This is a genomic window from Eubacterium sp. AF17-7, from assembly GCF_003461285.1.
GTDB classification, from domain to species: Bacteria; Bacillota; Clostridia; order Lachnospirales; family Lachnospiraceae; genus Eubacterium_U; species Eubacterium_U album.
In genome coordinates this window covers 19277-45091 of record NZ_QTWU01000010.1, presented here as the reverse complement: position 1 = coordinate 45091, position 25815 = coordinate 19277, and the positions used below count along the sequence as shown (strand labels likewise).

Here is a 25815-nt window from a genome sequence, read left to right as displayed (position 1 = left end):
TCTTGGCGTATGTACCTGTACCCAAAGACTTATCCAAAGTCAAAACAAAAGTCGCTTTCAATCTGACAAAGCGGCAAATCCTTTGTTTTTCAGTGGCACTTCTTATGGGACTGCCACTTTTCTTTTTGTTCAAAGACAGCGCAGGGACGAGCCTTGCGGCAATGGCAATGATTGTCGTCATGCTTCCCTGCTTTTTGGTTGCCATGTATGAAAAGCATGGGCAGCCCCTTGAAGTGGTTGTAAAGAACATCATTCAGACAAAATTGACCCGCCCCAAAGTGCGACCGTATCAGACGGAAAACCTGTATGCACTCTTGGAGAAACAGCGGGCATTAGAAAAGGAGGTATCAGCGATTGTCAAAAGGACAGACAAAAAAGACGCGGGAAGCCGCAGGAAACAGGCGTAAGCTGACCCGCGCGGAAAAGAAACAGATAGCGGCGGTTATCCGGCAGGCAAAGGGGGACGGCAAAGCCCACACCGCACAGCAGACCATTCCCTACCTTGCCATGTACCCGGACGGTATCTGCAAAGTGGCACAGCGGAAATATTCAAAGAGCATTGCCTTTGAGGACATCAACTATCAGCTTGCACAGGCAGACGATAAGACCGCCATTTTTGAAAACTGGTGCGATTTTCTCAACTACTTTGACGCAAGCGTGAACGTGCAGCTTTCTTTCATCAATCAAGGCTCACAGCAGGAACAGGCAGCGCTGGCAATCCATATCCCGCTGCAAAATGACGATTTTAACTCTATCCGCACTGAGTATTCCGATATGCTGAAATCGCAGCTTGCCAAAGGGAACAACGGGCTTGTCAAGCATAAGTACATCACATTTTCCATTGAAGCGGACAATCCGGCGGCAGCAAGGGCGCGGCTTTCCCGTATTGAAACAGACGTACTCAATAATTTTAAGGTGCTTGGGGTATCGGCGCACCCCTTATCCGGCTATGAACGCCTAAAGGTGCTGCATGGGGTATTCCACCCGGCAGGCGAGCCGTTCTCATTCTCTTATGACTGGCTGACCCCGACGGGGCTTACCACAAAGGACTTTATCGCCCCGTCCTCTTTCAAGTTCGGGGAGGGACGCTACTTTGCTATGGGGAAAAAGACGGGGGCGGTATCGTTCCTTGAAATCCTTGCCCCGGAGTTAAACGACCGTATCTTAGCGGATATGTTGGACTTGGAAACAGGCGTTATTGTCAATCTCCACATTAAAAGTATCGACCAGTCGGAAGCAATCAAGACCATTAAGCGCAAAATCACTGACCTTGACAAGATGAAGATTGAGGAACAGAAAAAAGCGGTTAGAAGCGGTTACGATATGGATATAATCCCGTCCGACCTTGCCACCTTTGGAAATGAAGCAAAGAACCTGTTGCAGGATTTACAGAGCCGCAACGAGCGAATGTTTCTTCTCACGTTCCTTGTGGTAAACATGACAGACACGAAGCGGAAACTGGAAAATGACATTTTCGCGGCGGCGGGCATTGCACAGAAATACAACTGCGCCCTGACCCGTCTTGACTATCAGCAGGAAGCGGGGCTGATGTCCTCTATCCCTTTGGGGGAGAACCTTATCCCGATACAACGGGGACTTACCACATCAAGCACCGCTATTTTTATCCCGTTCATCACGCAGGAGCTATTTCAGACCGGGTCTGCCCTGTATTATGGGCTGAACGCTTTAAGCAACAACATGATACTCTGCGACCGCAAGCAGCTTAAAAACCCGAATGGGCTTATCTTGGGAACACCGGGCAGCGGAAAATCCTTTGCGGCAAAGCGGGAAATCACAAACGCCTTTCTCATTACTGACGATGATATTTTTATCTGCGACCCGGAAGCCGAGTATTTTGCCCTTGTCAAGCGGCTTGGCGGGCAAGTGATACGCTTATCCCCGACCGGGAAAGGCATGGACGGCAAGCCCCAGTATGTGAACCCTATGGATATGAACCTTAATTACAGCGAGGACGACAGCCCCCTTGCACTGAAAAGTGATTTTATCCTGTCCCTCTGCGAGCTTGTCATTGGCGGCAAGGAGGGCTTGCAGCCCGTTGATAAGACCGTCATTGACCGCGCCGTAAGGAATGTGTACCGGGACTACCTTGCTGACCCCGACCCGGCAAAAATGCCTATCTTGGGCGACCTTTACGACGAGCTGTTAAAACAGCCGGAGCCGGAAGCTGCCCGCATTGCAGCGGCATTGGAGCTGTATGTTTCCGGCAGTCTTAACGTATTCAACCACAGAACGAATGTGGAGCTTTCTAACCGCCTTGTCTGCTTTGACATTAAGCAGCTTGGGAAGCAGCTCAAAAAGTTAGGTATGCTCATTGTGCAAGACCAGATATGGAACCGCGTTACCATTAACCGGGCAGAAAAGAAATCTACCCGCTACTATATGGACGAATTTCACTTGCTCTTAAAAGAGGAACAGACCGCCGCTTACAGTGTGGAGATTTGGAAGCGTTTTAGAAAATGGGGAGGCATACCCACAGCTATCACGCAGAACATTAAGGACTTGCTTGCTTCCCGCGAGGTGGAAAATATCTTTGAAAACTCTGATTTTGTCCTCATGCTCAATCAGGCACAGGGCGACCGGGCTATCCTTGCAAAGCAGTTAAATATCAGCCCACAGCAGATGAAGTATGTAACCCACACCGAAGCAGGCGAGGGACTTATCTTTTATGGGAATGTGGTGCTTCCCTTTGTAGACCATTTCCCGAAAGATACCGAGCTTTACCGCATTATGACGACGAAGCCGGAGGAAGTGAGCAGCCTATGAAACAGTTAAAACCACGCGATAAAATCACGCAGAAAATGACCCGCGACGGTGCGGTGGAAATCAATGAAACACAGCAGACTGCCGAGCGTATCAGCAGCCGGGAAGCAGACAGCGACTTTTCACAGCCGGACACCGCTACCGCAGAGCGTGTCATGGAACACCTTGACGCAGCCCATACCCGAAAGGCAAGCAAAAAGGCAGTCAAGAAAGCACAGGAAGCGGCTGTTTTGCGTACTTCCACCTCACGCTTGCAGTTTACCGACGAGGAACGGGAAACGCCAAAACTGCAACCCTACATCAAAAAATCGGAAAAAGCAGCCGACAAACTGGACGCAGCAAAGGCAGCTCTCCCGAAGCAGAAGAAACTTGTAAAAGAGCGCACCTTTGAGGAAACCGCCGGAAAGGCAAAGACCCGTTTACGCTTTGAAGAACAGGAAAAGCCGATACCCGGCGGCAAAGCCCACAGTAACCCGTTATCCCACCCCGCGCAGGAAGCGGGTATTTTTGTTCACAACAAAATCCATAGCGTCGAGAAAGATAATTCCGGTGTGGAGGGCGCGCACAAATCGGAGGAACTTGCCGAGCGCGGCGCAAGGTACGGGACAAGAAAATTAAAACAGGGCTACCGCAGCCATAAGCTGAAACCCTACCGGGAAGCGGCAAAGGCAGAACAGGCAGCGTTTAAGGCAAACGTCAATTTTCAGTATCACAAAGCCTTGCAGGAGAACCCGCAGCTTACAAGCAATCCCTTTTCACGGTTCATGCAGAAACAGAAAATCAAACGCCAGTATGCAAAAACCGTAAAGAAAAGCGGCGCAGCCACCGCCAAAGCTGCCGCCGGAGCGTCCCAAACAGCAGCAAAGAAAGCGGCTGCCTTTGCAGGACGACACCCGGCAGGCGTGATAATCGCTATCGCCGCGCTGCTTCTGTTCATCATGGTATCCGTAGGGCTTTCCTCTTGTGGGGCAATGTTTTCCGGCAGCATGAACAGCGTGTTAGGGACTTCCTACACGTCCGAGGACAGCGACCTTGTGGCAACGGAACAGAGCTATGCTGCAATGGAAAATGAGCTGCAACAGGAAATTGACAATATCGAAAGCACCCACAGCGGCTATGATGAATACCGCTATGACCTTGATACTATCGGGCATAACCCCCACGAATTAGCGTCGTACTTGACTGCCCTTTTGCAGAGTTACACCCCGCAGAGCGCACAGGCAGAGCTAAAACGGCTGTTCGGCTTACAGTACACCTTGACGCTGACGGAAGAAATCGAGATACGCACCACCACCGACGAGGAGGGCAACGAGGAAGAATACGAATACCGTATCTTAAATGTGAAACTGACAAACAAGCCGATTGCTTCCCTTGCGGAAGAACTGCTGAACCCACAGCAGTTTGAAATGTTCAAGGTGTACTTACAGACACAGGGCAACAAACCGTTGATTTTTGGCGGCGGCTCTCCCGACGGAAGCCCGTCCGAGGATTTAAGCGGCGTGGAGTTTGTAAACGGCACACGTCCCGGAAACCCGGAGCTTATGGAGCTTGCAAAACAGCAGGTCGGAAACGTGGGCGGCTACCCTTACTGGTCTTGGTACGGCTTTAACAGCCGCGTGGAATGGTGCGCCTGCTTTGTGTCATGGTGCTACAATCAAGCCGGAAAAAGCGAACCCCGCTTTGCGGGCTGCGAATGGCAGGGCGTTCCTTGGTTCCAGTCAAGGGGACAATGGGGCGCACGCGGCTATGAGAATATCGCACCGGGCGACGCTATCTTTTTCGACTGGGATTTAGACGGCGTTGCCGACCATGTGGGGCTTGTGCTTGGCAGGGACGGAAGCCGCGTCTATACCGTTGAGGGCAATTCCGGCGACGCCTGCAAGATTAAAAGCTATGACCTCAACTATCAATGTATCAAAGGCTACGGGCTGATGAACTGGTAAGCAGCCCCGAAAAGAAAGGAGAATTTATTTTATGGCAAACAACAAAATCGACCGTATCAATAAGGAAATCGCAAAGACCCGCGAGAAAATCACAGAGTATCAGAACAAGTTAAAAGGACTGGAAGCGCAGAAAACCGAAGCGGAAAACCTTGAAATCGTGCAGCTTGTACGCGCTATGCGACTTACCCCGCAGGAATTAAATGCTATGCTGTCCGGCGGCGGTATTCCCGGCATGAACGCCGCACCCGCTACCGAAGCGGCAGACTACGAAGAACAGGAGGACAATGCAGATGAAAAATAAACTCAAACAGACCATGACTGCCCTTTGTGCCGCCCTTATCCTTATGGGCGGTTTTTCTGTCCCTGCCTATGCACAGGGAACAGCCGCAGAGCCACCCACAGAGGACGCGACCAACGACAGCAATGTAGTGGTGGAAGAACCGGAAACGCCGCCCCTTACCCCAAAGGGCAACGCAACACTGGTGGACGATTTCGGCGGCAATAAGCAGCTTATCACTGTTACCACCAAAGGCGGCAACTACTTTTATATCCTCATTGACCGGGCAGCCGAGGGGGAACAGACCGTACATTTCCTTAATCAAGTGGACGAAGCCGACCTTATGGCACTGACCGAAACCGGGGAAGCCACGAAAAAGCCGGAAGTCTGCAACTGTACGGAAAAATGCGAAGTCGGAAAGGTAAATACGTCCTGCCCGGTATGTGCAACTACTCTGACAGGCTGCACAGGCAAGGAACCCACGCCAACACCCACCGAGCAGCCGGAAGAACCCAAAGAAAAAGACGGCAATCCCGGCGCGGTGCTTGCCTTAGTCCTCTTTGTGCTGCTTGGTGGCGGCGCGGCGTTCTACTACTTTAAGTTTGTAAAACCGAAGCATAACGTGAAAGGAAGCACCGACCTTGAAGATTTTGACTTTGAGGATTACGACGAGGACGAGCCGGAAGCAGATACCGGGGAAGTTTCCAAAGAGGAAGAAACGGAGGACGAGGAAGTATGACCCTGTTTACCGACAATCCCTTTGAAAAGATGATGATACAGAAGCCGGACTATGGCAAACGGGAAAAATCCCCGCCGGAGCTTTCTTCCCCACGCTGCGCGGGCTGCCCTTACAAGGGGCAGTCCCCTTGTGTGGGGTACTGTATGAGAAAACTGGAAAACAAACGACAGACCGAACGATAAAAGGAGGAATTATCATTGATTTTAGTTATCGCAGAAAAGCCCAGTGTGGCACAGACAATCGCTGCCGTACTTGGGGCAAAGGAAAAGAAAGACGGATTTCTCACAGGAAGCGGCTATATCGTTTCTTGGTGCGTGGGACATTTGGTAGGGCTTTCCGAAGCTGCCGCCTACGGGGAGCAGTATAAAAAGTGGAGCTATGACAGCTTACCGATTTTGCCGCAGGAATGGAAGTACACCGTTGCTTCTGACAAGGAAAAGCAATTCAAGACCTTAAAGGAACTTATGCACCGGGCAGACGTTTCCGAAGTCGTCAATGCCTGCGACGCGGGGCGCGAGGGAGAACTCATTTTCCGTTTTGTCTACGAAGTTGCCGGGTGCAGGAAGCCCACGCGCCGCTTGTGGATTTCCTCAATGGAAGAAGCTGCTATCAAAGAGGGCTTTTCTCATCTGAAGAACGGCGAAGCATACGACGCGCTCTTTGCTTCCGCATTATGCAGGGCAAAGGCTGACTGGCTAATCGGTATCAACGCCACCCGTCTTTTTTCTGTCCTTTACAACCATACCTTGAATGTGGGACGCGTACAGACCCCGACCTTAAAAATGCTTGTTGACCGGGACGCGGCGATTACCACGTTCAAGAAAGAAAAATACTATCATGTGCGCCTGTCCTTATCCGGCGCGGAAGCTGCAAGCGAAAAACTGTCTGACCGTTCCGAAGCTGACAGGCTGAAAGCTGCTTGTGAAGCGTCAAAAGCAGTCTGTACTTCCCTTGTGAAAGAGAAAAAGACCGCAGCCCCGCCGAAGCTCTTTGACCTTACTTCTTTGCAGAGGGAAGCAAACCGCCTGTTCGGATATACCGCAAAGCAGACCCTTGACCTTGCACAAGCCCTGTATGAAAAGCGTTTGCTTACTTATCCGAGAACCGACAGCGCATTTCTGACCGACGACATGGGCGACACAGCGGCGGGCATTATCAAGCTGCTTTGTGGGAAATTTTCTTTTATGGCGGGCATGGACTTTGCGCCGGAGCTTGCAAAAGTGCTGAACAGTAAAAAGGTATCAGACCACCATGCCATTATCCCGACTATGGAGCTTGCAAAGACCGACCTTGCCGCGCTGCCGGAAAGCGAAAGGAATATCCTTACCCTTGCCGGGGCGCGTCTGCTCATGGCGACCGCCGCAGTACATACCTTTGAAGCGGTTACGGCTACATTTGAATGTGCCGGACAGTCCTTTACCGCAAAGGGAAAAACAGTGCTGTACGACGGTTGGAAAGAGATTGACCGCCGTTACCGGGCAGCCTTAAAGAACAAGCCCGAAAAGGACGACGCAGACAGCGACACAGAAAAGACCCTGCCGCCATTTACCGAGGGACAGACCTTTGAAAATCCGGCGGCAACGGTAACGGAACATGACACAACACCGCCAAAACCTCACAACGAAGCGTCGCTGCTCTCTGCTATGGAGCACGCCGGAAGCGAGGACACCGACCCGGACGCAGAACGCAAAGGGCTTGGAACTCCCGCCACCCGCGCCGCCGTCATTGAAAAACTGGTAAAGGGCGGTTTTGTGGAGCGAAAAGGCAAGCAGCTACTTCCCACAAAGGACGGTATCAACCTTGTGTGCGTCCTGCCGGACACCTTGACAAGCCCGCAGCTTACCGCAGAATGGGAAAACAATCTGACACAGATTGCAAAAGGCAAGGCAGACCCCGCCGCATTTATGGAGGGTATTGAGAATATGGCGCGGGAACTGGTAAAGACGTACCCGTTTCTTTCTGATGATAAAGCGCAGATGTTCAAGCCGGAACGGGAAGCGTTGGGAAGCTGCCCCCGCTGCGGTTCTCCTGTCTATGAGGGCAAGAAGAATTACTATTGCAGCAATAAGGAATGTATCTTTACCATGTGGAAAAATGACCGTTTCTTTGAAGAACGAAAAGTAACCTTTACCCCGAAGATTGCCGCCGCGCTCTTACAATCCGGCAAGGTAAATGTGAAAAAGCTCTATTCCCCAAAGACGGGCAAGACCTACGACGGAACTATCGTATTGGCTGATACGGGCGGGAAATATGTCAACTACCGGGTGGAGCTTCCGAAGAAAAAATAACTGAATAGCAAGCATAGGAAAAGAGTACCCTTTTCCGTAAAATTCCTGCTTTCTCTACCGAGAACGGCGGGGATTTTTGCTTGTTGGGAAGTTTCCCAAACCCTCTGAAATCTTGAAAAAATATCTAAACTCTTTGGCAAAAACGCGGGCGCGGGGTACTGAATGATGAAACTGGAAAGCGCAGCGTCCGCGCTGCCTTTGGGAAAGGAGGTTACACATGGCAAATTTACGGGACACCGTAAAAGACTATCAAGAAGAATTAAGGGACGGTATCGCTTGGGTGGCGTTTTGGAAAACGGGACGTTCTTGGAACGCGGAATATTTCCACCTTGAAATGGGCGATATTCTCTACCCGGAGGACAGAAGCCGCATGGAAGAAATCAAACAGGCTGACCCTGCCGCCGTTGTGGTAAACGGCTATTATTCCGGCTATCTTGGCGAGGACAGGAACCTTGACGAACTGACCGCCGGGGTGCGCCGCCACTACGAAAACGGATATAGCAATATCGGGGAATTTATCGAAGCCCACGACGACAGGCTGCCGCCGGAGCTTATCGAGGAAGCAAGAGCCGCCGCCCACGCTGCGGGGCTGCCTTTTTCTGAAAAAGCCTACCGGGGCGGCGAAGAACCCGACCCCTATCTATTTGACGGGAGCATGAGCATGGAGGACTACGAGCTTATGCACCGCATGATTGAGAAAGAAAGGAGTGAGCGCATGGAAGAAACGATTTTAAGCGGGTATCTTTCTAATCTTGGAAAGTACACCGAGGGCAGACCTGCGGGCGAATGGGTATCATTCCCCACGACTGCTGAACATTTGAAAGAAGTCTTTGACCGTATCGGGATAGACGGCAAAAACTACGGGGAGCTGCACATCACAGAATATCAGTCCTCTATTCCGGGACTGGCAGGGAAATTGACCGAGCTTGAAAGCCTTGACGAACTGAACTATTTGGGCGAGCTTTTGAAAATGCAGTTTGACGACGACCGGGAAAAATTTGCTGCGGCTATCACATACGGCGACCATACAAGGGACTTGCAGGACATTATAAACCTTGCACAAAATCTTGACTGTTACTGGATTTATTCGTCCGTAAAAACCGAGGAAGATTACGGGCATTATCTGATTGAAGAACTGGACGAGTTGGAGCTGCCGGAAGAAGCAAAAAACTATTTTCTCTATGAGGAATACGGGCGGGACGCTGCTATCAATGACGGGGGCAGATTTACCGAGCAGGGATATATCTACAACAACCGCAACACCTTTACACAGTGGTATGACGGACGGGACGTGCCGGAGGAATATCGGGTAACACCGCAGCCGCCAGTACAGGAAAAGGAACAGGCAGACCTTGACGCTGCCGCAGCCATACCGACCACTGCCACAGAGCAGCCCCCGGTTCTCCCGATTATCCTATCTTCCGAAAAGCCCGCCAACAAAATGAAAGAGATTACCGACCGACTGGAACAGGGCATTTTGGGGATTTATGAAAGCGACCGTTACGCCGACTATCTGCGTACTATGTCTAAATTCCATGATTACAGCCTAAACAATACAATCCTTATCGCCATGCAGGGCGGCAACCTTGTAAAAGGCTATAAACAATGGGAAAAGGAATTTGACCGCCATGTAAAGCCGGGGGAAAAAGCTATCAAGATAATTGCGCCCGCGCCCTTTACCGTTAAGAAACAGGTGGAAAAAATCGACCCGGACACGCAAAAGCCTGTTTTCGATAAGAACGGGAAAGCCGTTACCGAGGAAAAGGAAATCCAAATCCCCGCCTTTCGTGTGGTATCTGTTTTTGACGTGTCGCAGACCGAGGGTAAGGAGTTGCCCGACCTTGGGATAAAGGAGCTTACGGGCGACGTGGAACAGTATCAGGATTTTTTCGCTGCCCTTGAAAAAACTTCCCCCTTTGCTATGGGATTTGAAGCACTAAGCGGCAGTATAAAAGGACGCTGCAATTATGAGGAAAAGTGTATTCTCATCAACGAGGGCATGGATGAATTGCAGAATATCAAGACCGCTATCCATGAAATTGCCCATGCGACACTCCATGACATAGACAAAGACGCGCCGGAACGTCCCGACCGCCGCACCCGCGAGGTACAGGCAGAAAGCGTCGCCTATGCCGTTTGCCAACACTACGGGCTTGATACGTCGGACTATTCCTTTGGATATATCGCCGGGTGGAGCAGCGGAAAAGAACTTGCAGAACTGAAAGGCTCTCTTGAAACAATCCGCAGCACCGCCGCAAGTCTGATTGATACCATAGACGGACATTTTGCAGAAATCCAAAAGGCACAGGATAAGGAACAGACCACCGAACAGGCACAGACCCCACAGGAAGCTACCATACAGCCCGAAGCAGAAGCAGCCGCGCCGGAGCTTCCCGAAGAAACAGCCCCGGTACAGGAAAAAGAAGCACAGACCGAGCCGGAAGCTGATACAGGCGCAAGCAGCGAAGCACCACAGCCGGAACAAGCTGCACCCGCCGCACCTTATTACACAATCAACGAAGCTGCCGCCAAACGTGCAAAGGACGCAAACAGTTTTTCCGATTATAAGCAAGGCAGCGCGACGGCTGAATACAGGCACTATGTAGATGAAGCCGTACAGCTTGCAGAAAGGCAGAAACAGCGGGTAGACCCGATGTACCATGAGAAAATCGACAGCCTGCTTGACACCTACGCCCGGAAACTGGCGGCGAACATGAACAAAGGCTATGAGATTGACGCGCGTGTTCCCTCTATCCTCATTGCGGGCGGCTCTAACTTCCCCACAAGGAAGAAAGAAAAGCAGAACGCAGCCCGCGACAGCAATTACCGGGAATGGCAGGACATACAAGGACTTCTTGATAAAATCCGCAGTACCGGCATGGGCGGTATCAGTGCAGACGACCCACAGGCAGTACAGAAGTTAGAAAAGAAACTGGAAAGCCTTGAAAAATCACAGGAAACCATGAAAGCCGTAAACGCCTATTACCGTAAGCACAAGACCCTTGACGGCTGCCCGCATTTGTTGCCGGAACAGCTTGAAAAATTAAAAGCGGACATGGCGAGCAGTTGGCATTTGGGGGACAAGCCCTTTGCGACTTGGGCGTTATCCAACAACAGCGCGGAAATCCGGCGCGTGAAAGACCGTATCAAATCCCTTTCACAGCAAAAAGAAATCGGTTTTGTGGGTTGGGAATTCGACGGCGGCAAGGTGGAAGCAAACACCGAAGCGAACCGTCTGCAAATCTTCTTTGAGGATAAGCCGGACGAAGCTACGCGGGAAGCCTTAAAAAGCAACGGCTTCCGTTGGTCGCCAAAAGCCGGGGTATGGCAGCGGCAGCTTACCAGTAACGCCTATTATGCGGCTGATTATGTCAAGGCGATTGCACCTCTTACCGGGGAAAAGCCTACCGAGTTACAGCGGGCGCATATCCGGGCGCAAAAGGTAGCTGCACAGGAACAATTCGCACAAGGGCAGCCGGAGCAGGAAGCCCCACAGGATAAAGACACCTTTTCCATTTATCAGATAAAAGGCGGGGACGAAACAAGGGACTTGCGTTTTGAGCCTTACGACCGTCTGATTGCCGCCGGACACCGGGTAGACGCGAAAAACTATACACTTGTCTATTCCGCACCTCTTACGCCGGGGACTTCCCTTGAAGATATTTACACCCGCTTTAATATCGACCACCCGAAAGATTTTAAGGGACACAGCCTTTCCGTTTCCGACGTGGTGGTACTTCATCAGAACGGACAGGACACCGCCCACTATGTAGACAGCTTCGGTTATAAGGACGTGCCGGAGTTTTTGCAGCCGGAAAATTATCTGAAAGCTGCCGAACAGACCACCGAGCAGAATTACAACATGATTGACGGGCAGATAAACAACACCCCGACCGCTACGGAACTGGAAGAAAAAGCAAAAGCCGGAGGACAGATTTCCCTTGCAGAATACGCCGAAGCCCTCAAAGCAGAAAAGAAACAGGCAGAGCCGGAGAAAAAGTCCTCTATCCGGGCGCAGCTTAAAGCAGCGAAAGAACAGGCACAGAAGAAACAGGCAAGACAGAAAACACAGGATTTGGAAAGGAGCTGACCTATGAAGTTACAAAAATTTGAAAATGTGGACGTTATTGCTTCCCTTGAAGCCATAATGAAACAGAACACCGCTTTTTATCAGAGCGATTTTGACATAGACAAACAGATTTTGCGGAAAGCGGCGGTAAGCCTTATCCCGGAGGACAAACGGCTTTTGTGGTTTTCCCGCCCGTCCGGGACGTGCTGCTTCCGGGAACGGGACGTTTTTCTAAAGGACACAAGGCAGCATAATACATGGCGGTTTTACGGGGAACAGACCCGCGATACTATCCTTGCCTATGCGGTGGAACTGACAGGCACAGAGCAGGAAAAAATCAAGGGCAATCTTTATGAACTGGATTATTTGCAGCATTTCCGGGAAGTAATCGAAAAATCAATCCCTGCCGACAACTACACGCTGATTTATGAGCATGGGGAGCTGACAAAGCCTGCCGGACAATATTTTGACGGGGACACTGACCCGCAACTTGGAAAGTTTATACGTTTTGAAGCACAGCCAAACGACCCGGAAGCCTTAAAAAGCCTTTTGAGGGAACAGCAGAAAAAACGAACACCGCATACGCAGAGGGATTTTCAGTTACATATCGCCGCCCTGCATGATAGACAGATTGAAACAGAAGCCCGCCGGATTGTGGAAAATGTAAAAGGGCTTGGAGAACCGGACAGCCCCGAAAAGACCCATTGTGCGGTAGAACTTTCTCCCTACTTTGTTCCACTGGCAACGGATAAGGATATGGAACGGCTGCTTTCCATGCTCCCTTACAAAAGCCTTTCCTTATCTACGTTGGAGGGCAGGCATGGCGTTTATGCGCTGATAGATAAAAGCGAGAGGAAGAAAGAGATGAAACAGTCCCCTCCCTCTGTCCGGGCGCAGTTACAAACAGAAAAATCCCCAAAAGTCCCGAAAAAGACAGCAAAATCAAAACATCACGAATTGGAGGTATGAGCATGATTAGACTGACCGTTGAAGAAATGAACCTGTTGAGTATTTACCATGAGGGAAGCAAAGCACAGCTTATGGAAAATATGACGGCTGCGCTGCCGTTCATGGACGAGGATATGCGCCCCTTTGCAGAACGCACCTTACAGAAAATTTCCCCGCTAACAGAAAACGAGTATGCGGAGCTTGCCATTTTCGCCGCTGATGAAGTATGACCGGGGGTAAGCGGCTTACGCCGCCACAGAGCCGAAAAGTCAACAGCCTTGTAAAAAAGGAGTGCTGCAACTGCGAGCGCGGACACTGTATCTTACTGGACGACGGGGAGGAATGTGTCTGCCCGCAGCTCATTTCCTGTTCGCTTTTATGCAAGTGGTTTCAAATTGCCGTACTTCCTCTTGATAAGCTACTGTATGCAGAGCTTTTCAAGACAGAGGACAAAAAGCGTTGTACCGAGTGCGGCACGTTCTTTGTATCAAAATCGAACAGCGTCAAATACTGCCCGGACTGCCGGAAGCGGATTACCCGCAGACAGGCAGCCGAGCGCATGAGGAAACGGCGTGCGGCGGTTACGCGATAAGGGCAAAAAAAGCCTTGATTTACAGGGCATAAATGACGTGAAACTGGCATAGGCGATACAGAATACCTTTTCCCTTAAAATGGGGGTTCTACTGCGTAACATTTTAAAATCAGTACCTATATAAAAGAACAGGGTGCGGGAGGTCATTACTGGCTTCCTGCGCCCTGTTCTTTTTGTGTCTGACTGTCTTTATCCTGCATTTCCGGCTTCGGCTGTAATTCTTTTTCTATCCGGTTCCGGTAATGGGTTTTCCTGCGGTAAAAATATTTTGTTACTTCCTGTTCCGGCAGCCATATCCCCGCAGCTTCTATCCGTTCCATAACAGCGGCAACGATTTCCCGGTTGTTGTACTTATGCGGCTCCTGTCCCTTTTCTATCCAAAGACGGCGGTATTCCTCATAAAGCCATGTACTGATAGTTTCTTTCTGCCGTTGCTTCAAATGCCGGAACTGCTTATCTGTCCGCAGCAGCTTCCCGTCTACCTTTTTATGATTTTTTGTCCCGATTTCTTTTTTCCTCTCTTTCCATTTCTTCAAGGGGAAACTGGGGGAGGGCTTCTATCAGCTTCATTGTGATATACTGGCGCATATCTTCATCAATTTCCAGTTTGAATGTTCCGTCCGGCTGACGTTTCTTTACAGTTGCCTGCCTGTCGATTTCGTCCTTGTAGCACATAAGCACCTTTTCCACCGCCCATGTTTCTCCGGTAACGGCGGCGCTTATGGTTTCATAATCGGGTATCGTTTGGTCTGCCATGTTTTCACGCTCCTGTCTATATTGGAATACCTTTATCCTACCACGCTTTTATAGATATTTCTACTGTAAGCGTTCGGTTTCCCTGCCCCGTTCCGGTTCTTTTTCCAGTCTTAAAATACTGTCTATGTTCTGTTTGATAACGTCGTATTCCTTGACCTGTTTTTTCAGCTTGCCATAATCAGTGTAAAGGGCTTCTTTCTGCGCTTGGAGCTTCCCGTATTCTTCCTGCATGGCGGCAAGATTGGGGAGCTTGGTAACGCCCGCCGCTTTCAATGCCTTTGCCGCCGCTTCATGGAGTATCAGACTGCTTTCCTGCTTTGCCCGGTATGTGTCCTTATCCTTTGCCCTGCGGTATGCTTCATAGACGGTTTTTGTTTTTTGGTAGGTGGTAACGTGCTTCATCAGCACCGCCATGTCTGCAAGACGTTTCTCCACGCTCTTTAATGCGTCTGCTGTCTTTTCATTTTCCGCATTTATTTCTTCAATCCGGCTGACTAAATCCGCGTACTGCTCAATCTTGTGTTCTGTCAAGAAATTTATAGTTTTTGCAGCCAGTTTCAGATTATGGATTTTCGCCCACTGTTCATAGCCCCGGCTCTCTTGTGCCTTGATACTACTTTCAATGTCGATAAGCAGCGATACGCCGCGCTGCTCTTTGGGAGCTTTCGCTGCCTTTGTGCGCTTGCCTGCAATCCGTTCTTTGATTGCTTCCTCTGTATAATCTGCACCGAGGGTTTTTAAGCGGGTAAAGCGTTCCTGTCCGGGAGCGCGGCAGGAGATATATTTTCCCGGTTTTATCTCATAGCCCGCCGCCTGTAACCGCTGCAATAATTCTTCAAAACTTGCTACTTGGGGGATAAGTGTATCAACGGCAATTTTTAGCTTGCCTTTCCAACTTGTTCCCGTCTTTTCCGCTTGATATTCTGCATAGCTTTTTCCCTTACTGCCTTTACCCGGAATGACAACGGACAGCCCGTTTTCCCTGCACAGCTTATCACTTATGTTCCGTATGCCGTAGTAACTGCGCTTATTGGAATTGTACTTATGGTAGTCAACAAAGTTGACCGCACAAAAAATGATATGGTTATGGATATGCCCTTTGTCTATGTGGGTAGTCAAGACGTATTCATGCTGTCCCTTTGTTACCGCGTCGGCAAGCTGTTTTCCGATTGTGTGGGCTTTCTCACAGTCCACCTCTCCCGGTTCAAACGATTGTATCAGATGAAAGGCTAAGTTGTTCCCTTTCTGCCGAGCCTGCGACAAAGTATATTCAAACTCAATATCTGCCGTTTCATAGCTGCACCCAAAGGAGGACACAAGCGTTTTCCCGTCTGTCTTATCCGGGTTTTGGATATAATCAAGGGCTTTGCTCAACGTGCTTTTAATAGGCTTAATCTTTGTAACCGCCATATCTCCGCAAGCACCCCCTTTATTTCCTCTATGTCCTCTTGGTAGACGCTGCCTGTCGCATTGACACGCTTTGCAATCTGATTGACGTTGACCCCGATTTTCTGTATCTCCGCTGTCATGGCTTTTATGTCGCTATGGTCTGTCTGAATGATATACCCGTCAATGGCAATCTTGCGAAGATACGCCGCCATATTTTGGGTAGGGACGAGCTTCATTTTCTGTTCAATCAATGCCCGTTCTTCCTCTGTTACATAGAATTTGATTTGTACTTTTCTTTTGCGTCCGTTCATGCAATCGTTCCTTTCCATTCCGAGGGTTTGGGACACTTCCCAACAAGCAATTTTTAACCGACGCACCGCAGGGCGGGAGGGCGAAAATACGGAAAAGGGTACTCTTTTCCTATGCTTGCTAAGAAACTTTCTCCCTTTATCCCTACTACATGGAAAATTTGATTTTGCCAAAGCAGGACAAAAGAAAAACGTCGCAAACTGCGACGTTTCAAACTGCTTTCTCTATGAAGAAACGAGGGAACTTTATTCCCCCGTTGTTTCGTTGTTGGCTTCCTCAATCCCTTTTGCGGTAGCAGACAGGATTTTCAAATCCTTTTCGCTCATGCCGTCGAGCATGGTATCAAGCTGACGGCGGCGGGTGGACTTTTCCTGTTCCCGTTCCGGGAAAAAGAACTGGTCTACCGATACGTCAAGCAAGGTTACAAGCTCATACAAAATCTGCAAACTTGGGTGCTGTCCGCTGTTCTCAATGGACGCGATATATCGCGGCGCAATGTTCAGCTTATCCGCTAACTGATTGCGGGAAATCCCCTTTGCTTTTCTTGCCGCTTTTATAGCCTGTCCGAAAGCCTTAAAATCAAACTTTTCTTTGTTCTGCTTCATAATCATTTCACCCAACTACATTGTATATTTCATCTCTCTTTCGAGATATGATTACACACATCATAGTATGGATAGAAATAGAGCATATCATACACTTGCTATTATTCGGTTATCCGATTATAATTATATTGATAAAGTTTGAGGAAAGGGCGGTTGAACTATGGAATATATGTCTTGTCCAGAAGCAGCGGAAAAATGGGGCATTTCTGAACGGCGAGTACAGATACTTTGTAAACAGAACAGAATACCGGGAGTTTCAAAAATCGGTTATATGTGGTTGATACCCAAAGCGGCAGAGAAGCCTACTGATGGACGTAGGAAAGGGAATAAAAATAGATAATTCCTTACGTAAAACCTTACATCAAATGTAAGTGTTACATTGAGTTATTACGCAGTAAAATTATAACTGGTAAACAATCAACAATCCACAAGGCGAGGTGTAAAAATGAATTATACAGAAAAACTCTTGGAAGTGTGCGACTTGCATAAAGTTTACACAAAAGATGGTGTCCCCACAAAGGCTCTAAATGGGATTTCATTTAATGTTCTCAATGGTGAATATTTGGGTATTATGGGTGCAAGTGGTTCCGGTAAAACTACATTATTAAATTGTATTGCGACGGTAATTAAACCAACTTCAGGTCAAATTTTACTTTCAGGTGCCAATATAAGCTCTTTTGATGGCACGAAGTTGGCTGAATATCGTGGCAACAAGATTGGTTATCTATTTCAAGATTTTGCTTTACTTGATAATCTAACTGGTAAAGAAAATATTATATTGCCTTTATCAATTCATAATATTGACATTGTTACAGCGGAAAAAAAGCTAAAAGATATAGCAGATTTTCTTGGAATTACAGACGTTCTTTCTAAATTTCCGTCACAAATGTCGGGCGGTCAAAAACAACGCGTAGCTGCTGCACGTAGTTTGATTTCTGACCCCGATATTATTTTGGCTGATGAACCTACAGGTGCATTAGATACAAAATCAGCACGTTTACTCATGGAGAAGTTACAGGAAATCAATCTTAGGCGTGGACGCACAATCCTAATGGTCACGCATGACCCTAACGCCGCGAGTTTCTGTTCTCGTATTTTGTTCATTCAAGACGGTGTTATTTTCCATGAGTTACGTCGTAAAATTCCAAATGAAACACAGGAAGATTTTTATGCACGTATTTTACAAGTGATGGCTCAAATGGGGGGAGGAAGTGCAAATGTTCTTTAATCTCACATGGCGAAACGCCAAACGGAGCCGTAGCGAAAACCTAATTTATTTTCTGACAATGATAACAGCCGTAGCAATGTTTTATATAGTGCTTTCTCTTGGACAACAGGACGTAATACGTTTTTTAAGTGAAATTGAGAGCGACGCAGTAGAACGGTTGCTTACTAATCTTTTACCGACGGTTTATCTTTGTGCTTTATTATTTGTGTTCTTTCTCGTAGTATTTGCAAACAAATATCAACTTGAATGTCGTAGTCGAGAACTGGGGCTTTATTTGATGTTTGGAATGACAAAGATTAAATTATTTATTCAAATAATGACAGAGGGGCTAATCACGTCGTTTTTAGCTCTTTTAGGAGGGCTTGTATGCGGTGGCTTTTTATCCGAAGCTATAAGTCTTACAACCGCGCGTTTAGTAGGGCATGGTATCATTACACACCAATTAAGTTTTTCTGTAAGTGCCGCTATTTTCACATCGTTAGGCTTCTTGATTATTCAGTTTGTAGCATTGTTTGTTCTATGCGGAAAGCTGTTCCGTAAAGAGCTACATCAACTTGTTTATGGAGAGATGGCGAAAAAGCAACGCACAGGGAATCCATATGTAAGTTTCGTATCGTTTGCTATAGGCACCGTAATTTTGCTTGTCGCGTACTGGATTGTTGTAGAGCATTTTATGGCTGCGAGTGGGGCAATGCTGCTTATTGCCGTTTTACTTGGAATTATCGGAACAATTCTATTTATTCGAGGACTTGCAAGAATTTTGAGTATATGGGCAGCTTCTATAAAACACAAAGCCACAAGAGGACTTTATGTATTTACTTTACGGCAGTTGCATGAAAATGTCGTTAATAAATATATTTCAATCAGCGTAGCGTCCATTCTGATGATGCTTACTATTATGTTAATTACCGACGGCTCAGTGCGCATAATGTCATATGGAAGTGAATTGACACGAGGTACTTCTGTTTATGACTTTACTGTAATGGGCAACGACCAAATTGTTGAGAAGTATCTTTCCAACGAACAAATTCGTCCTTATGTATCAAATCTGAACCGTATGGAAATAGGAAATATAAAATCCACTGCTTCGGATGGGATAAGTTCTCCTGTTGATTGGTCGAAATTTAGGAAACAAATCGTGCAGCATTTACCTCAAGATGTAGTAGACCCTGCCACACAAGAAGATGGTATGTATAGTTTTGGCTCCGACCAACCTGCTGCCTTAAACCTTTTAGGTCTTATTGATACTGGTAGTTCTTCTCCTTATTTGCTTCCTGTATCTTCCTATAATCGGTTATTGGATGCCGCGGGAGAAGAACAGATTAGCCTTGGGAACAATGAAGTTGTCTATTATCTCAACCCAGATTTTTTAGGTAATGCTCAAGATGAAACGGTTACACTGTTAAATCAAATTGCAGCAGACGCACAGGCGAATAATGAAGCGTCGCTTTCTATCAACGAAAGACCATTTTATCTTGTTCCCTCCGTACCGATGAAAGGGTTGACCGCAGATGAAAATATCAAGATTATAACTGCATTGATTGTTTCAGATGAGATATATTCAGAATTTGTAAATTCAGACACTTGTATGGTTTATTGGAACTTTTGTATTCCTAATGAACTTGTTGAAACAAAAGGTTTAATGTTACCGATTATGGAAGCTCGTGATTTGTTAAAACCATCTGGTCTATATTACGAAAGCTATCTTAATAATTTTGGGCGACAATTATTTTATGTTATTTCCGGAAGTTATACAACACTATACATGGGATTTATGTTTTTGATTATTGCGTGTGCATTACTTGCCCTGCAATTCTTGACGCAAATGCAAACTACAAAATCAAGGTATCTAACACTCTCTATTTTAGGAGCACGACGTGAACAAATTAAGCGTTCTATCAACCAACAAGTATTATGGTATTTCCTGCTTCCTCTTATATTAGCGTGTATCAGCGGAGCAGTAGGGATATATGCCATGCAGCTATATTTATATTCAGGAGCGGCACACCTTGAACAGTCCTATCCTCTTTTAATTGCTATGACTGTTATTGTTGTTCTTGTTATGGTAATTTACGGTGTGGCTGTTGCTCGAACAGCTAATCGTGAAATAGGAAAGCTCAATTACAAGCCCAATTCTTAACAGGCTTATAAATATTATGGGAAAGGAGGCGGACATATTGGCAAAGATAGTTGTGGTTGAAGATGATGTTTATATGCGAGAAGAACTGTTGAACTTATTAGAAAAATCGGGATATGATACGATTGGATTATCGGATTTTGAAAACGCAGTATCAGAAATAGCAGCATATTTTCCCGACTTAATTTTGCTTGACATCAATCTTCCCTTTCGTTCGGGTTTTGAAATATGTAAAGAGTTGAAAGCTAAACAGATTGGTACGGTACTCGTATTGACTGCAAGAGATAAATTGCAGGACGAACTGCACGCATTAGACTTGGGGGCTGATGACTATTTAACAAAACCTTGTAATATGTCACGTTTACTTGCCCGAATTAAAAATCTTCTTCGACGTAAAGAAGAACAGGTACAGCAAGGGTTACTTGATGGAGGTGGTTTTTTACTTGACCCGAATACCTTTACAATTTATGTAGGGAATAGCTCTTACCTTATGCCACCGAACGAAGGAAAAATATTACTTGCTCTCTTGAAAAATAGCCCTAAGATTGTTTCTAAAAAAGAATTATGCATTAGACTATGGGGAACAGAAGAATTTATAGACGAAAATGCATTACAAGTAAATTTTACTCGGCTGCGAAAAACGCTTCGGGAGTTTGGGCTTGAAGAACGTATAGAAACGGTGCGAGGGCAAGGATACCGTTTGAAAGAGCAGGTGGACATATGAATAAATGGAAAAATCTTTTAATTGCTATTTCTTCTAATCGAATTTGGTTTATAACATTTATGTGTTTGGATTTGTTCTTTATATTCCTTGCTTGGTTGGCTTACCCGGAATATTTCACAAGCTATGTTGCCTTGATAATTTTTGTTTCATTGGCTGCACTTACTATACCGATTACTATATCAATCAAAAAAAGTAACAAAGCTGATGTTGTTTTTCATAGTTTTTTATTGGAACCAGATGATACTAATGAATACTTACTATGTGAAATTGTACCCGCGTTATTACGTCCCTATGTTCGTGAATTGGGACAGCATTTGAGAACACAGCAGGAATATGTGAACGAACAGAAAATAAAGATTTCGGACTATGAACAATATATTGAAAATTGGGCGCATGAAATTAAAAAGCCACTATCGCTTATGACATTGTTATTGGATAATCGAAAAAACGAAATGTCCCCTTTAGTGCATACTCGTATGCTTTACGTGCGTGACCATGCGCGGCAAGATGTTGAACAAATCCTTTATTTTTCTCGGCTTGGTGCTGTCCATAAAGATTATTATTTTGAACCACTATCTATTCTTAGGACTTGTCGAGAAGCAGTTGAGGATAATGTAACTCTGCTTGAAGAAGCCGGATTTTCTATTGAGTTTTTGGGGAATGAATATCAAATTATATCCGACAAAAAAGGGCTAATGTTTATTTTAGGACAGATTATTAGTAATAGTGTAAAATATGCTGAAAAAAAATCTTCTCCCTTTCTTCAATTCTCAATCAATGAAGCTTCACAAAGTGAAGAAATCATCTTATCTATTAACGATAATGGAATGAGCATACCCATATCGGATTTGCCATTTGTTTTTGATAAAGGTTTTACCGGCGATACAGGAAGTTATTTAAGCCGTTCTACAGGCATGGGGTTATACCTTGTTCAAAAAATGGCTAATGACCTAACTATAAAAGTGGAAATACAGACTAATTCTTATGGTGGAACAACCGTAACCTTGACGTTTCCAAAAGTGGAACGTCCTTTCTTTCGGGAGGTGTAGAAATGCAACAACAGAGTAACGTAACAAACGGACAAAAGCAAAATTCTATTTTGGTATTGTTACTGAACTGGATAATTATTTTAGGAGTGTACCTTTTAATTCGTATTGTATTTATTGTTTTAGGCTTTCATTTATATACACCCCTTTTAGGCGGTTTACTTGCTATTATACCGTATCTTTTAGGAACAATATATTTATGGAAATCCTGTAATCAATACAAAATTTGGTTTTATGTATTGGCTATTCTTCTACCATCTATCGTTGAAAAAATCACATTATATTTGTTTGGCTCGTTTTTATATAATTTAAGTCCGACAAACATTGTTGAAGTTATGGAAACTATTGGTAACAATATGCCATATGTTAACTTCATTAAAAGTCAATCTGCACAATATTTAATCAATATTTCATTTTTTAATTGGACGTACATTATATGTAGTATTGTATTTTCTCTTGCTTGTGTTTTGTTTTTGGTAAGGCGAAAAAAGTGACTGAATAACCACAGAGAATAAATTTAGATATTGCAAATATTATAACAAATGGATATAAAATAGACTAAATCTGCCGCGCGACGGCAAAAGAAAAAAAGCCGTCGTAAAGCAGACATATTTTCACGCGCCTTTGAAACGGTGGCTTATGGAAAAGCCGCCGTTTCTTTTTGCTTAAAGCACTTTGACACTCTCTATCCCATGCAATCAGCAGGGGCGGTATATTGGGAGGTTGTCATTGTGAAAAAAGGAAAGAATGAATACATACAGATAAGGAATACCTTATCAAAAAAAGCCCGCCTCCTACAAGGGGTTATTGCGGCTATATATATGAATTGTCAAATCATCTGAATACTTCTTTTAATTCCTCTGCGCCTGTCCGAGTTTTTTCGGGCGGGCGTATTTTGCGTTTACAGAAGATTTTTTCAAAAACTTTGTCCTCTTTTTGGCAAAGCAAAAAGTCGCCTGTATTATCCCGCGAAAAGGGGAGGTACTACCGCCTTTCGGCAGAAAGGAGGTGAACACCATGACACCTAATCGCAGGGAATTTGAAAAGCAATGTGCGTTTCAAAAGTTCTGTAAATCAGTGCTGCACAACGAAGCGTGCAACGCCCATGAAGAAATTCGTCGGCGCAGAGTTCGGGAGGTTACTTTTTCCAACCTTGCCTTGCATGAGGAACGGCAACTTTATACCGTCGATAAGTATTTTCAAGACGAAGAAGCAGAGCCGTCTTATCAAATGGCAGGAAAAGAAATAACCCCAAAACTGCTACTTGAAGCTATCCGGGCTTTGCCCGAAGAACGGCGCAAAATTATACTGCTGTATTACTTTGAGGGATTGACTGATATAGAAATCGGAAAGCAACTCAATATCTCAAGAAGTACGGTACAGTATCGCCGGACAAGCTCCTTTGAGCAGTTAAAAAAATATTTGGAGGAAAACGCTGATGAATGGATTGAATGGTAAACCGACCGAGTACCCGGAAAATGCCCTTGTTCCCTATCCCGTTATTTTGGCGGCGAGCAAAGGCGACCCGGACGCAATGAAGATTGTATTGCAGCATTTCAGCGGCTATATAGCAAGTCTTTCCATGCGGAAGCTCTATGATGAGCGAGGAAATGTTTATTTTGGAGTAGACGAAGAAATACGCGAAAGGCTGCAAGCAAAACTGATGAGGGCAATCCTCACATTTAGGGCTGAATAAACCAACGCGGTATTGGAACGCTTCTCCCTTTTCCGTTCCATATCGCAGAACAGCTCTCTGCTCTTTGACAAAGAAAGCGGCGCAATAGAACGGCGACGCAGTATAAGGCAAATCGGATACGTTCCTTTTGTGCCGAGCCATGCGGTGGGTACGCCATGACCTTTTTCTTAACCGAAAAGCGAGCGAGAAATACCACACCGTAAAGCAGGGATAGCACCCTGCGGGCGATAACGCACAGAATATATAATGATACTTCCTTACAGCCATAGTCCGAGCGTTAGAAGCGTCGCAGGCAATGGGTAGGGCTTCGGCAGACCGCCGGAGGGGTGCAAGTCCCATGAGGTTACGCTAATAGCCGTCCGATTAAAGCCTATGTTACACATTAACTTTTGACCCATTAAGAAAGGGGGACGACAAATTGAACAATAACGACGTGCCGATTTGGGAAAAGTACACTCTTACCATAGAAGAAGCGGCAAAATATTTCCGTATCGGAGAAAGCAAGCTGCGGAAACTGGCAGAAGAAAATCCCGTCCCGGACTGGGTAATGATGAACGGAAACCGTATTCAGATTAAGCGGAAGCAGTTTGAAAAAATGATTGATACGGTGGACGCAATCTGATAGTGAAATCGAGCCTTGAATGTGGTACAATGTAGTCAAGCATATCAAGGCTCTTTCCATTATGGAAAGGAGCATAACGATGTCGGAAAAAAGACGGGATAATAAAAATCGTATTCTCCGCACCGGAGAGAGCCAGAGAAAAGACGGGAGATATGCCTACAAATATATAGACACCTTTGGGAAACCGCAGTTTGTTTATTCTTGGAAGTTAGTGCCTACGGACAAAACCCCGGCAGGAAAGCGCGACGATATAGCGTTGAGGGAAAAAGAGAAAGAAATCCAAAAAGACCTTGACGACGGTATCGACCATATCGGAAAGAAAATGACTGTCTGCCAACTCTACGCAAAGCAGATACGCCACCGGGCAAATGTGCGGCATGGTACAAAGCAGGGGCGAAAACAGCTCATGCGGATTTTGCAGGAGGATAAACTTGGAGCCTGCCGGATTGAAAATGTGAAGCTCTCCGACGCAAAGGAATGGGCGTTACGCATGAAAGAAAAAGGTTACGGCTTCAAAACTATCAACAACCACAAGCGTTCCTTAAAGGCTGCCTTTTACACAGCCATACAGGACGATTGTATTCGTAAAAATCCGTTTGACTTCCAGTTGAACACAGTCCTTGAAGATGATACAGAACCAAAGGAACCTCTATCCCCTACGCAGGAAGCGGCTTTCTTGTCCTTTGTGCAGCATGATAAAGTCTATCAGAAATACTACGACGAGATTATCATACTGTTAGGGACAGGGCTTCGCATTTCGGAACTCTGCGGATTGACGGAAGCTGACATTGACTTAGACAAACAGCTTATCCATGTAGACCACCAACTTTTGAAGATTGCAGACGTGGGCTACTATGTGGAAACACCTAAGACGAAAAGCGGCAACCGGGTTATTCCTATGAGTGAAAAAGTGTTGGAAGCATTTCAGCGGGTGCTGAACAAACGGAAATATGCACAGCCTGTTATTTTGGAGGGCTACACAAAGTTTCTGTTCCTTAACCGGAACGGCTTGCCAAAAGTGGCGGTCAACTATGAAAGTATGTTCCGGGGGCTTGTAAGGAAATACAACAAAACGCAAAAGGTAGCATTGCCAAAGGTAATGACACCGCACACCTTACGCCACACATTCTGCACCACGTTAGCAAATGCAGGAATGAACCCAAAGGCATTACAGTACATCATGGGACATTCTAACATCAACATGACACTGAACTATTACGCGCATACGACTTCCGAAACGTCGATAACAGAAATGAAGCGGCTGATTGCATAAGTAGTAAACGGAGAATTTACTACTCCACATACTACTTTTGAACATCAAAACATACGGGGATATAAGAAGATTTGAGAATATCTTCCATAACGAAAAATGCCGGAAAAGCCTGTAACAATAGGCTATACCGGCATATAAGAACTTTTGAAAAGATAGTCAAAAATTACTTTGTGATTTATAATTAAATAAATTACAACTACCATAATCACCAGCATTATAACCATTATTGATATAACCACCATTATTGGTACACATTTTCTTTTCAATCTCATTAGTTGTTCTTCATCCTGTTGCATTTTATTTATCCCCTCCATTATTTCTTCATCCTATTATTTACTTTGTTACTACTCTTCTATATCTATTCGACCTTTAAGCATTTAAATTTTGTACAGT

27 protein-coding genes are annotated in these 25815 nt (G+C 46.1%); 21 read left to right on the top strand and 6 right to left on the bottom strand.

The features are described 5' to 3' along the window. Positions 1-2: 2 nt before the first annotated feature. The 11 genes from DWW96_RS09465 to DWW96_RS09415 all read left to right on the top strand — a co-directional run bounded on the left by DWW96_RS09465 (position 3) and on the right by DWW96_RS09415 (position 13637). Positions 3-407 (top strand): PrgI family protein, encoded by a 405-nt coding sequence (locus DWW96_RS09465; protein ID WP_035394369.1) that lies wholly within the window; start codon positions 3-5, stop codon positions 405-407. After that, positions 355-2784, top strand: a complete 2430-nt coding sequence (locus tag DWW96_RS09460) for a VirB4-like conjugal transfer ATPase, CD1110 family (protein WP_054344400.1) — start codon at positions 355-357, stop codon at positions 2782-2784. The genes DWW96_RS09465 and DWW96_RS09460 overlap by 53 nt, the downstream gene beginning before the upstream one ends. 35 nt (positions 2785-2819) lie before the next feature. Further along, positions 2820-4724, top strand: coding sequence for a CHAP domain-containing protein (locus DWW96_RS09455; RefSeq protein ID WP_117626719.1), 1905 nt, complete (start codon positions 2820-2822; stop codon positions 4722-4724). A gap of 31 nt (positions 4725-4755) precedes the next feature. Next, positions 4756-5025, top strand: coding sequence for a DUF4315 family protein (locus DWW96_RS09450; protein WP_005933780.1), 270 nt, complete (start codon positions 4756-4758; stop codon positions 5023-5025). Next, positions 5015-5740 carry a DUF4366 domain-containing protein gene (locus DWW96_RS09445; protein WP_015529207.1) on the top strand — a complete coding sequence of 242 codons (726 nt, stop codon included), beginning with the start codon at positions 5015-5017 and terminating at the stop codon, positions 5738-5740. The genes DWW96_RS09450 and DWW96_RS09445 overlap by 11 nt, the downstream gene beginning before the upstream one ends. After that, positions 5737-5922: a hypothetical protein gene (locus DWW96_RS14450; protein ID WP_015529206.1), complete on the top strand. Its 186-nt coding sequence runs from the start codon at positions 5737-5739 to the stop codon at positions 5920-5922. Before DWW96_RS09445 ends, DWW96_RS14450 begins: the two co-directional genes overlap by 4 nt. A 15-nt stretch (positions 5923-5937) precedes the next feature. Next, entirely contained in the window at positions 5938-8028 is a 2091-nt protein-coding gene (locus tag DWW96_RS09435) for a DNA topoisomerase 3 (protein ID WP_117910220.1), read from the top strand. A gap of 217 nt (positions 8029-8245) precedes the next feature. Beyond that, positions 8246-12118: an antirestriction protein ArdA gene (locus DWW96_RS09430; RefSeq protein WP_117910219.1), complete on the top strand. Its 3873-nt coding sequence runs from the start codon at positions 8246-8248 to the stop codon at positions 12116-12118. Between the two features lie 3 nt (positions 12119-12121). Next, complete coding sequence (locus tag DWW96_RS09425; protein WP_117767613.1) at positions 12122-13066, top strand: hypothetical protein; 945 nt, start codon at positions 12122-12124, stop codon at positions 13064-13066. A gap of 2 nt (positions 13067-13068) precedes the next feature. Continuing rightward, the gene (locus tag DWW96_RS09420; protein WP_015529203.1) at positions 13069-13275 is read left to right on the top strand and encodes a transposon-transfer assisting family protein; all 207 of its coding nucleotides are present in this window, start codon (positions 13069-13071) and stop codon (positions 13273-13275) included. Further along, on the top strand, positions 13272-13637 hold the full coding sequence (locus tag DWW96_RS09415; protein WP_005933796.1) for a cysteine-rich VLP domain-containing protein: 366 nt from the start codon (positions 13272-13274) through the stop codon (positions 13635-13637). Before DWW96_RS09420 ends, DWW96_RS09415 begins: the two co-directional genes overlap by 4 nt. Positions 13638-13783: 146 nt before the next feature. Here DWW96_RS09415 and DWW96_RS09410 read toward each other — a convergent pair whose 3' ends face one another. The 5 genes from DWW96_RS09410 to DWW96_RS09390 form a co-directional block, all read right to left on the bottom strand. Then, positions 13784-14077: a hypothetical protein gene (locus tag DWW96_RS09410; protein ID WP_025579757.1), complete on the bottom strand. Its 294-nt coding sequence runs from the start codon at positions 14075-14077 to the stop codon at positions 13784-13786. A gap of 46 nt (positions 14078-14123) precedes the next feature. Beyond that, positions 14124-14393, bottom strand: a complete 270-nt coding sequence (locus DWW96_RS09405) for a helix-turn-helix domain-containing protein (RefSeq protein ID WP_015529202.1) — start codon at positions 14391-14393, stop codon at positions 14124-14126. Between the two features lie 60 nt (positions 14394-14453). Continuing rightward, the gene (locus DWW96_RS09400; protein WP_117910218.1) at positions 14454-15803 is read right to left on the bottom strand and encodes a relaxase/mobilization nuclease domain-containing protein; all 1350 of its coding nucleotides are present in this window, start codon (positions 15801-15803) and stop codon (positions 14454-14456) included. Next, positions 15764-16093 carry a plasmid mobilization relaxosome protein MobC gene (gene mobC, locus DWW96_RS09395; protein ID WP_015529200.1) on the bottom strand — a complete coding sequence of 110 codons (330 nt, stop codon included), beginning with the start codon at positions 16091-16093 and terminating at the stop codon, positions 15764-15766. Before mobC ends, DWW96_RS09400 begins: the two co-directional genes overlap by 40 nt. A 243-nt stretch (positions 16094-16336) precedes the next feature. Next, positions 16337-16696, bottom strand: a complete 360-nt coding sequence (locus tag DWW96_RS09390) for a helix-turn-helix transcriptional regulator (RefSeq protein WP_015529199.1) — start codon at positions 16694-16696, stop codon at positions 16337-16339. 160 nt (positions 16697-16856) lie between these two features. On the opposite strand from DWW96_RS09390, the gene DWW96_RS09385 reads away from it, so the two are divergent. The 10 genes from DWW96_RS09385 (at position 16857) to DWW96_RS09335 (ending at position 25422) form a co-directional block, all read left to right on the top strand. Continuing rightward, on the top strand, positions 16857-17036 hold the full coding sequence (locus DWW96_RS09385; protein WP_117626626.1) for a helix-turn-helix domain-containing protein: 180 nt from the start codon (positions 16857-16859) through the stop codon (positions 17034-17036). Positions 17037-17141: 105 nt separating this feature from the next. After that, positions 17142-17924 carry an ABC transporter ATP-binding protein gene (locus DWW96_RS09380; RefSeq protein ID WP_015529197.1) on the top strand — a complete coding sequence of 261 codons (783 nt, stop codon included), beginning with the start codon at positions 17142-17144 and terminating at the stop codon, positions 17922-17924. After that, on the top strand, positions 17914-20064 hold the full coding sequence (locus DWW96_RS09375) for an FtsX-like permease family protein (RefSeq protein ID WP_117626627.1): 2151 nt from the start codon (positions 17914-17916) through the stop codon (positions 20062-20064). The genes DWW96_RS09380 and DWW96_RS09375 overlap by 11 nt, the downstream gene beginning before the upstream one ends. A 16-nt stretch (positions 20065-20080) precedes the next feature. Then, positions 20081-20785 (top strand): response regulator transcription factor, encoded by a 705-nt coding sequence (locus tag DWW96_RS09370; protein ID WP_054344404.1) that lies wholly within the window; start codon positions 20081-20083, stop codon positions 20783-20785. Continuing rightward, positions 20782-21834 carry a sensor histidine kinase gene (locus DWW96_RS09365; RefSeq protein WP_015529195.1) on the top strand — a complete coding sequence of 351 codons (1053 nt, stop codon included), beginning with the start codon at positions 20782-20784 and terminating at the stop codon, positions 21832-21834. Before DWW96_RS09370 ends, DWW96_RS09365 begins: the two co-directional genes overlap by 4 nt. A gap of 2 nt (positions 21835-21836) precedes the next feature. After that, the gene (locus DWW96_RS09360) at positions 21837-22325 is read left to right on the top strand and encodes a hypothetical protein (RefSeq protein ID WP_015529194.1); all 489 of its coding nucleotides are present in this window, start codon (positions 21837-21839) and stop codon (positions 22323-22325) included. A 523-nt stretch (positions 22326-22848) separates the two neighbouring features. Further along, positions 22849-23289, top strand: coding sequence for a sigma-70 family RNA polymerase sigma factor (locus DWW96_RS09350; RefSeq protein WP_015529193.1), 441 nt, complete (start codon positions 22849-22851; stop codon positions 23287-23289). Further along, positions 23270-23527: a helix-turn-helix domain-containing protein gene (locus DWW96_RS09345; RefSeq protein ID WP_006858660.1), complete on the top strand. Its 258-nt coding sequence runs from the start codon at positions 23270-23272 to the stop codon at positions 23525-23527. Before DWW96_RS09350 ends, DWW96_RS09345 begins: the two co-directional genes overlap by 20 nt. 418 nt (positions 23528-23945) lie before the next feature. After that, positions 23946-24149 (top strand): excisionase, encoded by a 204-nt coding sequence (locus tag DWW96_RS09340; protein ID WP_009905235.1) that lies wholly within the window; start codon positions 23946-23948, stop codon positions 24147-24149. A gap of 79 nt (positions 24150-24228) precedes the next feature. Beyond that, the gene (locus DWW96_RS09335; RefSeq protein WP_107571888.1) at positions 24229-25422 is read left to right on the top strand and encodes a site-specific integrase; all 1194 of its coding nucleotides are present in this window, start codon (positions 24229-24231) and stop codon (positions 25420-25422) included. Positions 25423-25544: 122 nt separating this feature from the next. Here the strand turns inward: DWW96_RS09335 and DWW96_RS14020 are convergent, their stop codons facing one another. Continuing rightward, positions 25545-25736 carry a hypothetical protein gene (locus tag DWW96_RS14020; protein ID WP_158562678.1) on the bottom strand — a complete coding sequence of 64 codons (192 nt, stop codon included), beginning with the start codon at positions 25734-25736 and terminating at the stop codon, positions 25545-25547. Between the last annotated feature and the right edge of the window lie 79 nt (positions 25737-25815).

Coding starts and splice junctions, on each gene's coding strand:
- DWW96_RS09375 (WP_117626627.1), top strand. CDS start 17,914: ATGTTCTTTAATCTCACATGGCGAAACGCCAAACGGAGCCGTAGCGAA.
- DWW96_RS09350 (WP_015529193.1), top strand. CDS start 22,849: ATGACACCTAATCGCAGGGAATTTGAAAAGCAATGTGCGTTTCAAAAG.
- DWW96_RS09405 (WP_015529202.1), bottom strand. CDS start 14,393: ATGGCAGACCAAACGATACCCGATTATGAAACCATAAGCGCCGCCGTT.
- DWW96_RS09430 (WP_117910219.1), top strand. CDS start 8,246: ATGGCAAATTTACGGGACACCGTAAAAGACTATCAAGAAGAATTAAGG.
- DWW96_RS09425 (WP_117767613.1), top strand. CDS start 12,122: ATGAAGTTACAAAAATTTGAAAATGTGGACGTTATTGCTTCCCTTGAA.
- DWW96_RS09450 (WP_005933780.1), top strand. CDS start 4,756: ATGGCAAACAACAAAATCGACCGTATCAATAAGGAAATCGCAAAGACC.
- DWW96_RS09415 (WP_005933796.1), top strand. CDS start 13,272: ATGACCGGGGGTAAGCGGCTTACGCCGCCACAGAGCCGAAAAGTCAAC.
- DWW96_RS09380 (WP_015529197.1), top strand. CDS start 17,142: ATGAATTATACAGAAAAACTCTTGGAAGTGTGCGACTTGCATAAAGTT.
- DWW96_RS09455 (WP_117626719.1), top strand. CDS start 2,820: ATGACCCGCGACGGTGCGGTGGAAATCAATGAAACACAGCAGACTGCC.
- DWW96_RS09400 (WP_117910218.1), bottom strand. CDS start 15,803: ATGGCGGTTACAAAGATTAAGCCTATTAAAAGCACGTTGAGCAAAGCC.
- DWW96_RS09385 (WP_117626626.1), top strand. CDS start 16,857: ATGGAATATATGTCTTGTCCAGAAGCAGCGGAAAAATGGGGCATTTCT.
- DWW96_RS09365 (WP_015529195.1), top strand. CDS start 20,782: ATGAATAAATGGAAAAATCTTTTAATTGCTATTTCTTCTAATCGAATT.
- DWW96_RS09360 (WP_015529194.1), top strand. CDS start 21,837: ATGCAACAACAGAGTAACGTAACAAACGGACAAAAGCAAAATTCTATT.
- DWW96_RS09370 (WP_054344404.1), top strand. CDS start 20,081: ATGGGAAAGGAGGCGGACATATTGGCAAAGATAGTTGTGGTTGAAGAT.
- DWW96_RS09420 (WP_015529203.1), top strand. CDS start 13,069: ATGATTAGACTGACCGTTGAAGAAATGAACCTGTTGAGTATTTACCAT.
- mobC (WP_015529200.1), bottom strand. CDS start 16,093: ATGAACGGACGCAAAAGAAAAGTACAAATCAAATTCTATGTAACAGAG.
- DWW96_RS14020 (WP_158562678.1), bottom strand. CDS start 25,736: ATGGAGGGGATAAATAAAATGCAACAGGATGAAGAACAACTAATGAGA.
- DWW96_RS09345 (WP_006858660.1), top strand. CDS start 23,270: ATGAATGGATTGAATGGTAAACCGACCGAGTACCCGGAAAATGCCCTT.
- DWW96_RS09335 (WP_107571888.1), top strand. CDS start 24,229: ATGTCGGAAAAAAGACGGGATAATAAAAATCGTATTCTCCGCACCGGA.
- DWW96_RS14450 (WP_015529206.1), top strand. CDS start 5,737: ATGACCCTGTTTACCGACAATCCCTTTGAAAAGATGATGATACAGAAG.
- DWW96_RS09390 (WP_015529199.1), bottom strand. CDS start 16,696: ATGAAGCAGAACAAAGAAAAGTTTGATTTTAAGGCTTTCGGACAGGCT.
- DWW96_RS09445 (WP_015529207.1), top strand. CDS start 5,015: ATGAAAAATAAACTCAAACAGACCATGACTGCCCTTTGTGCCGCCCTT.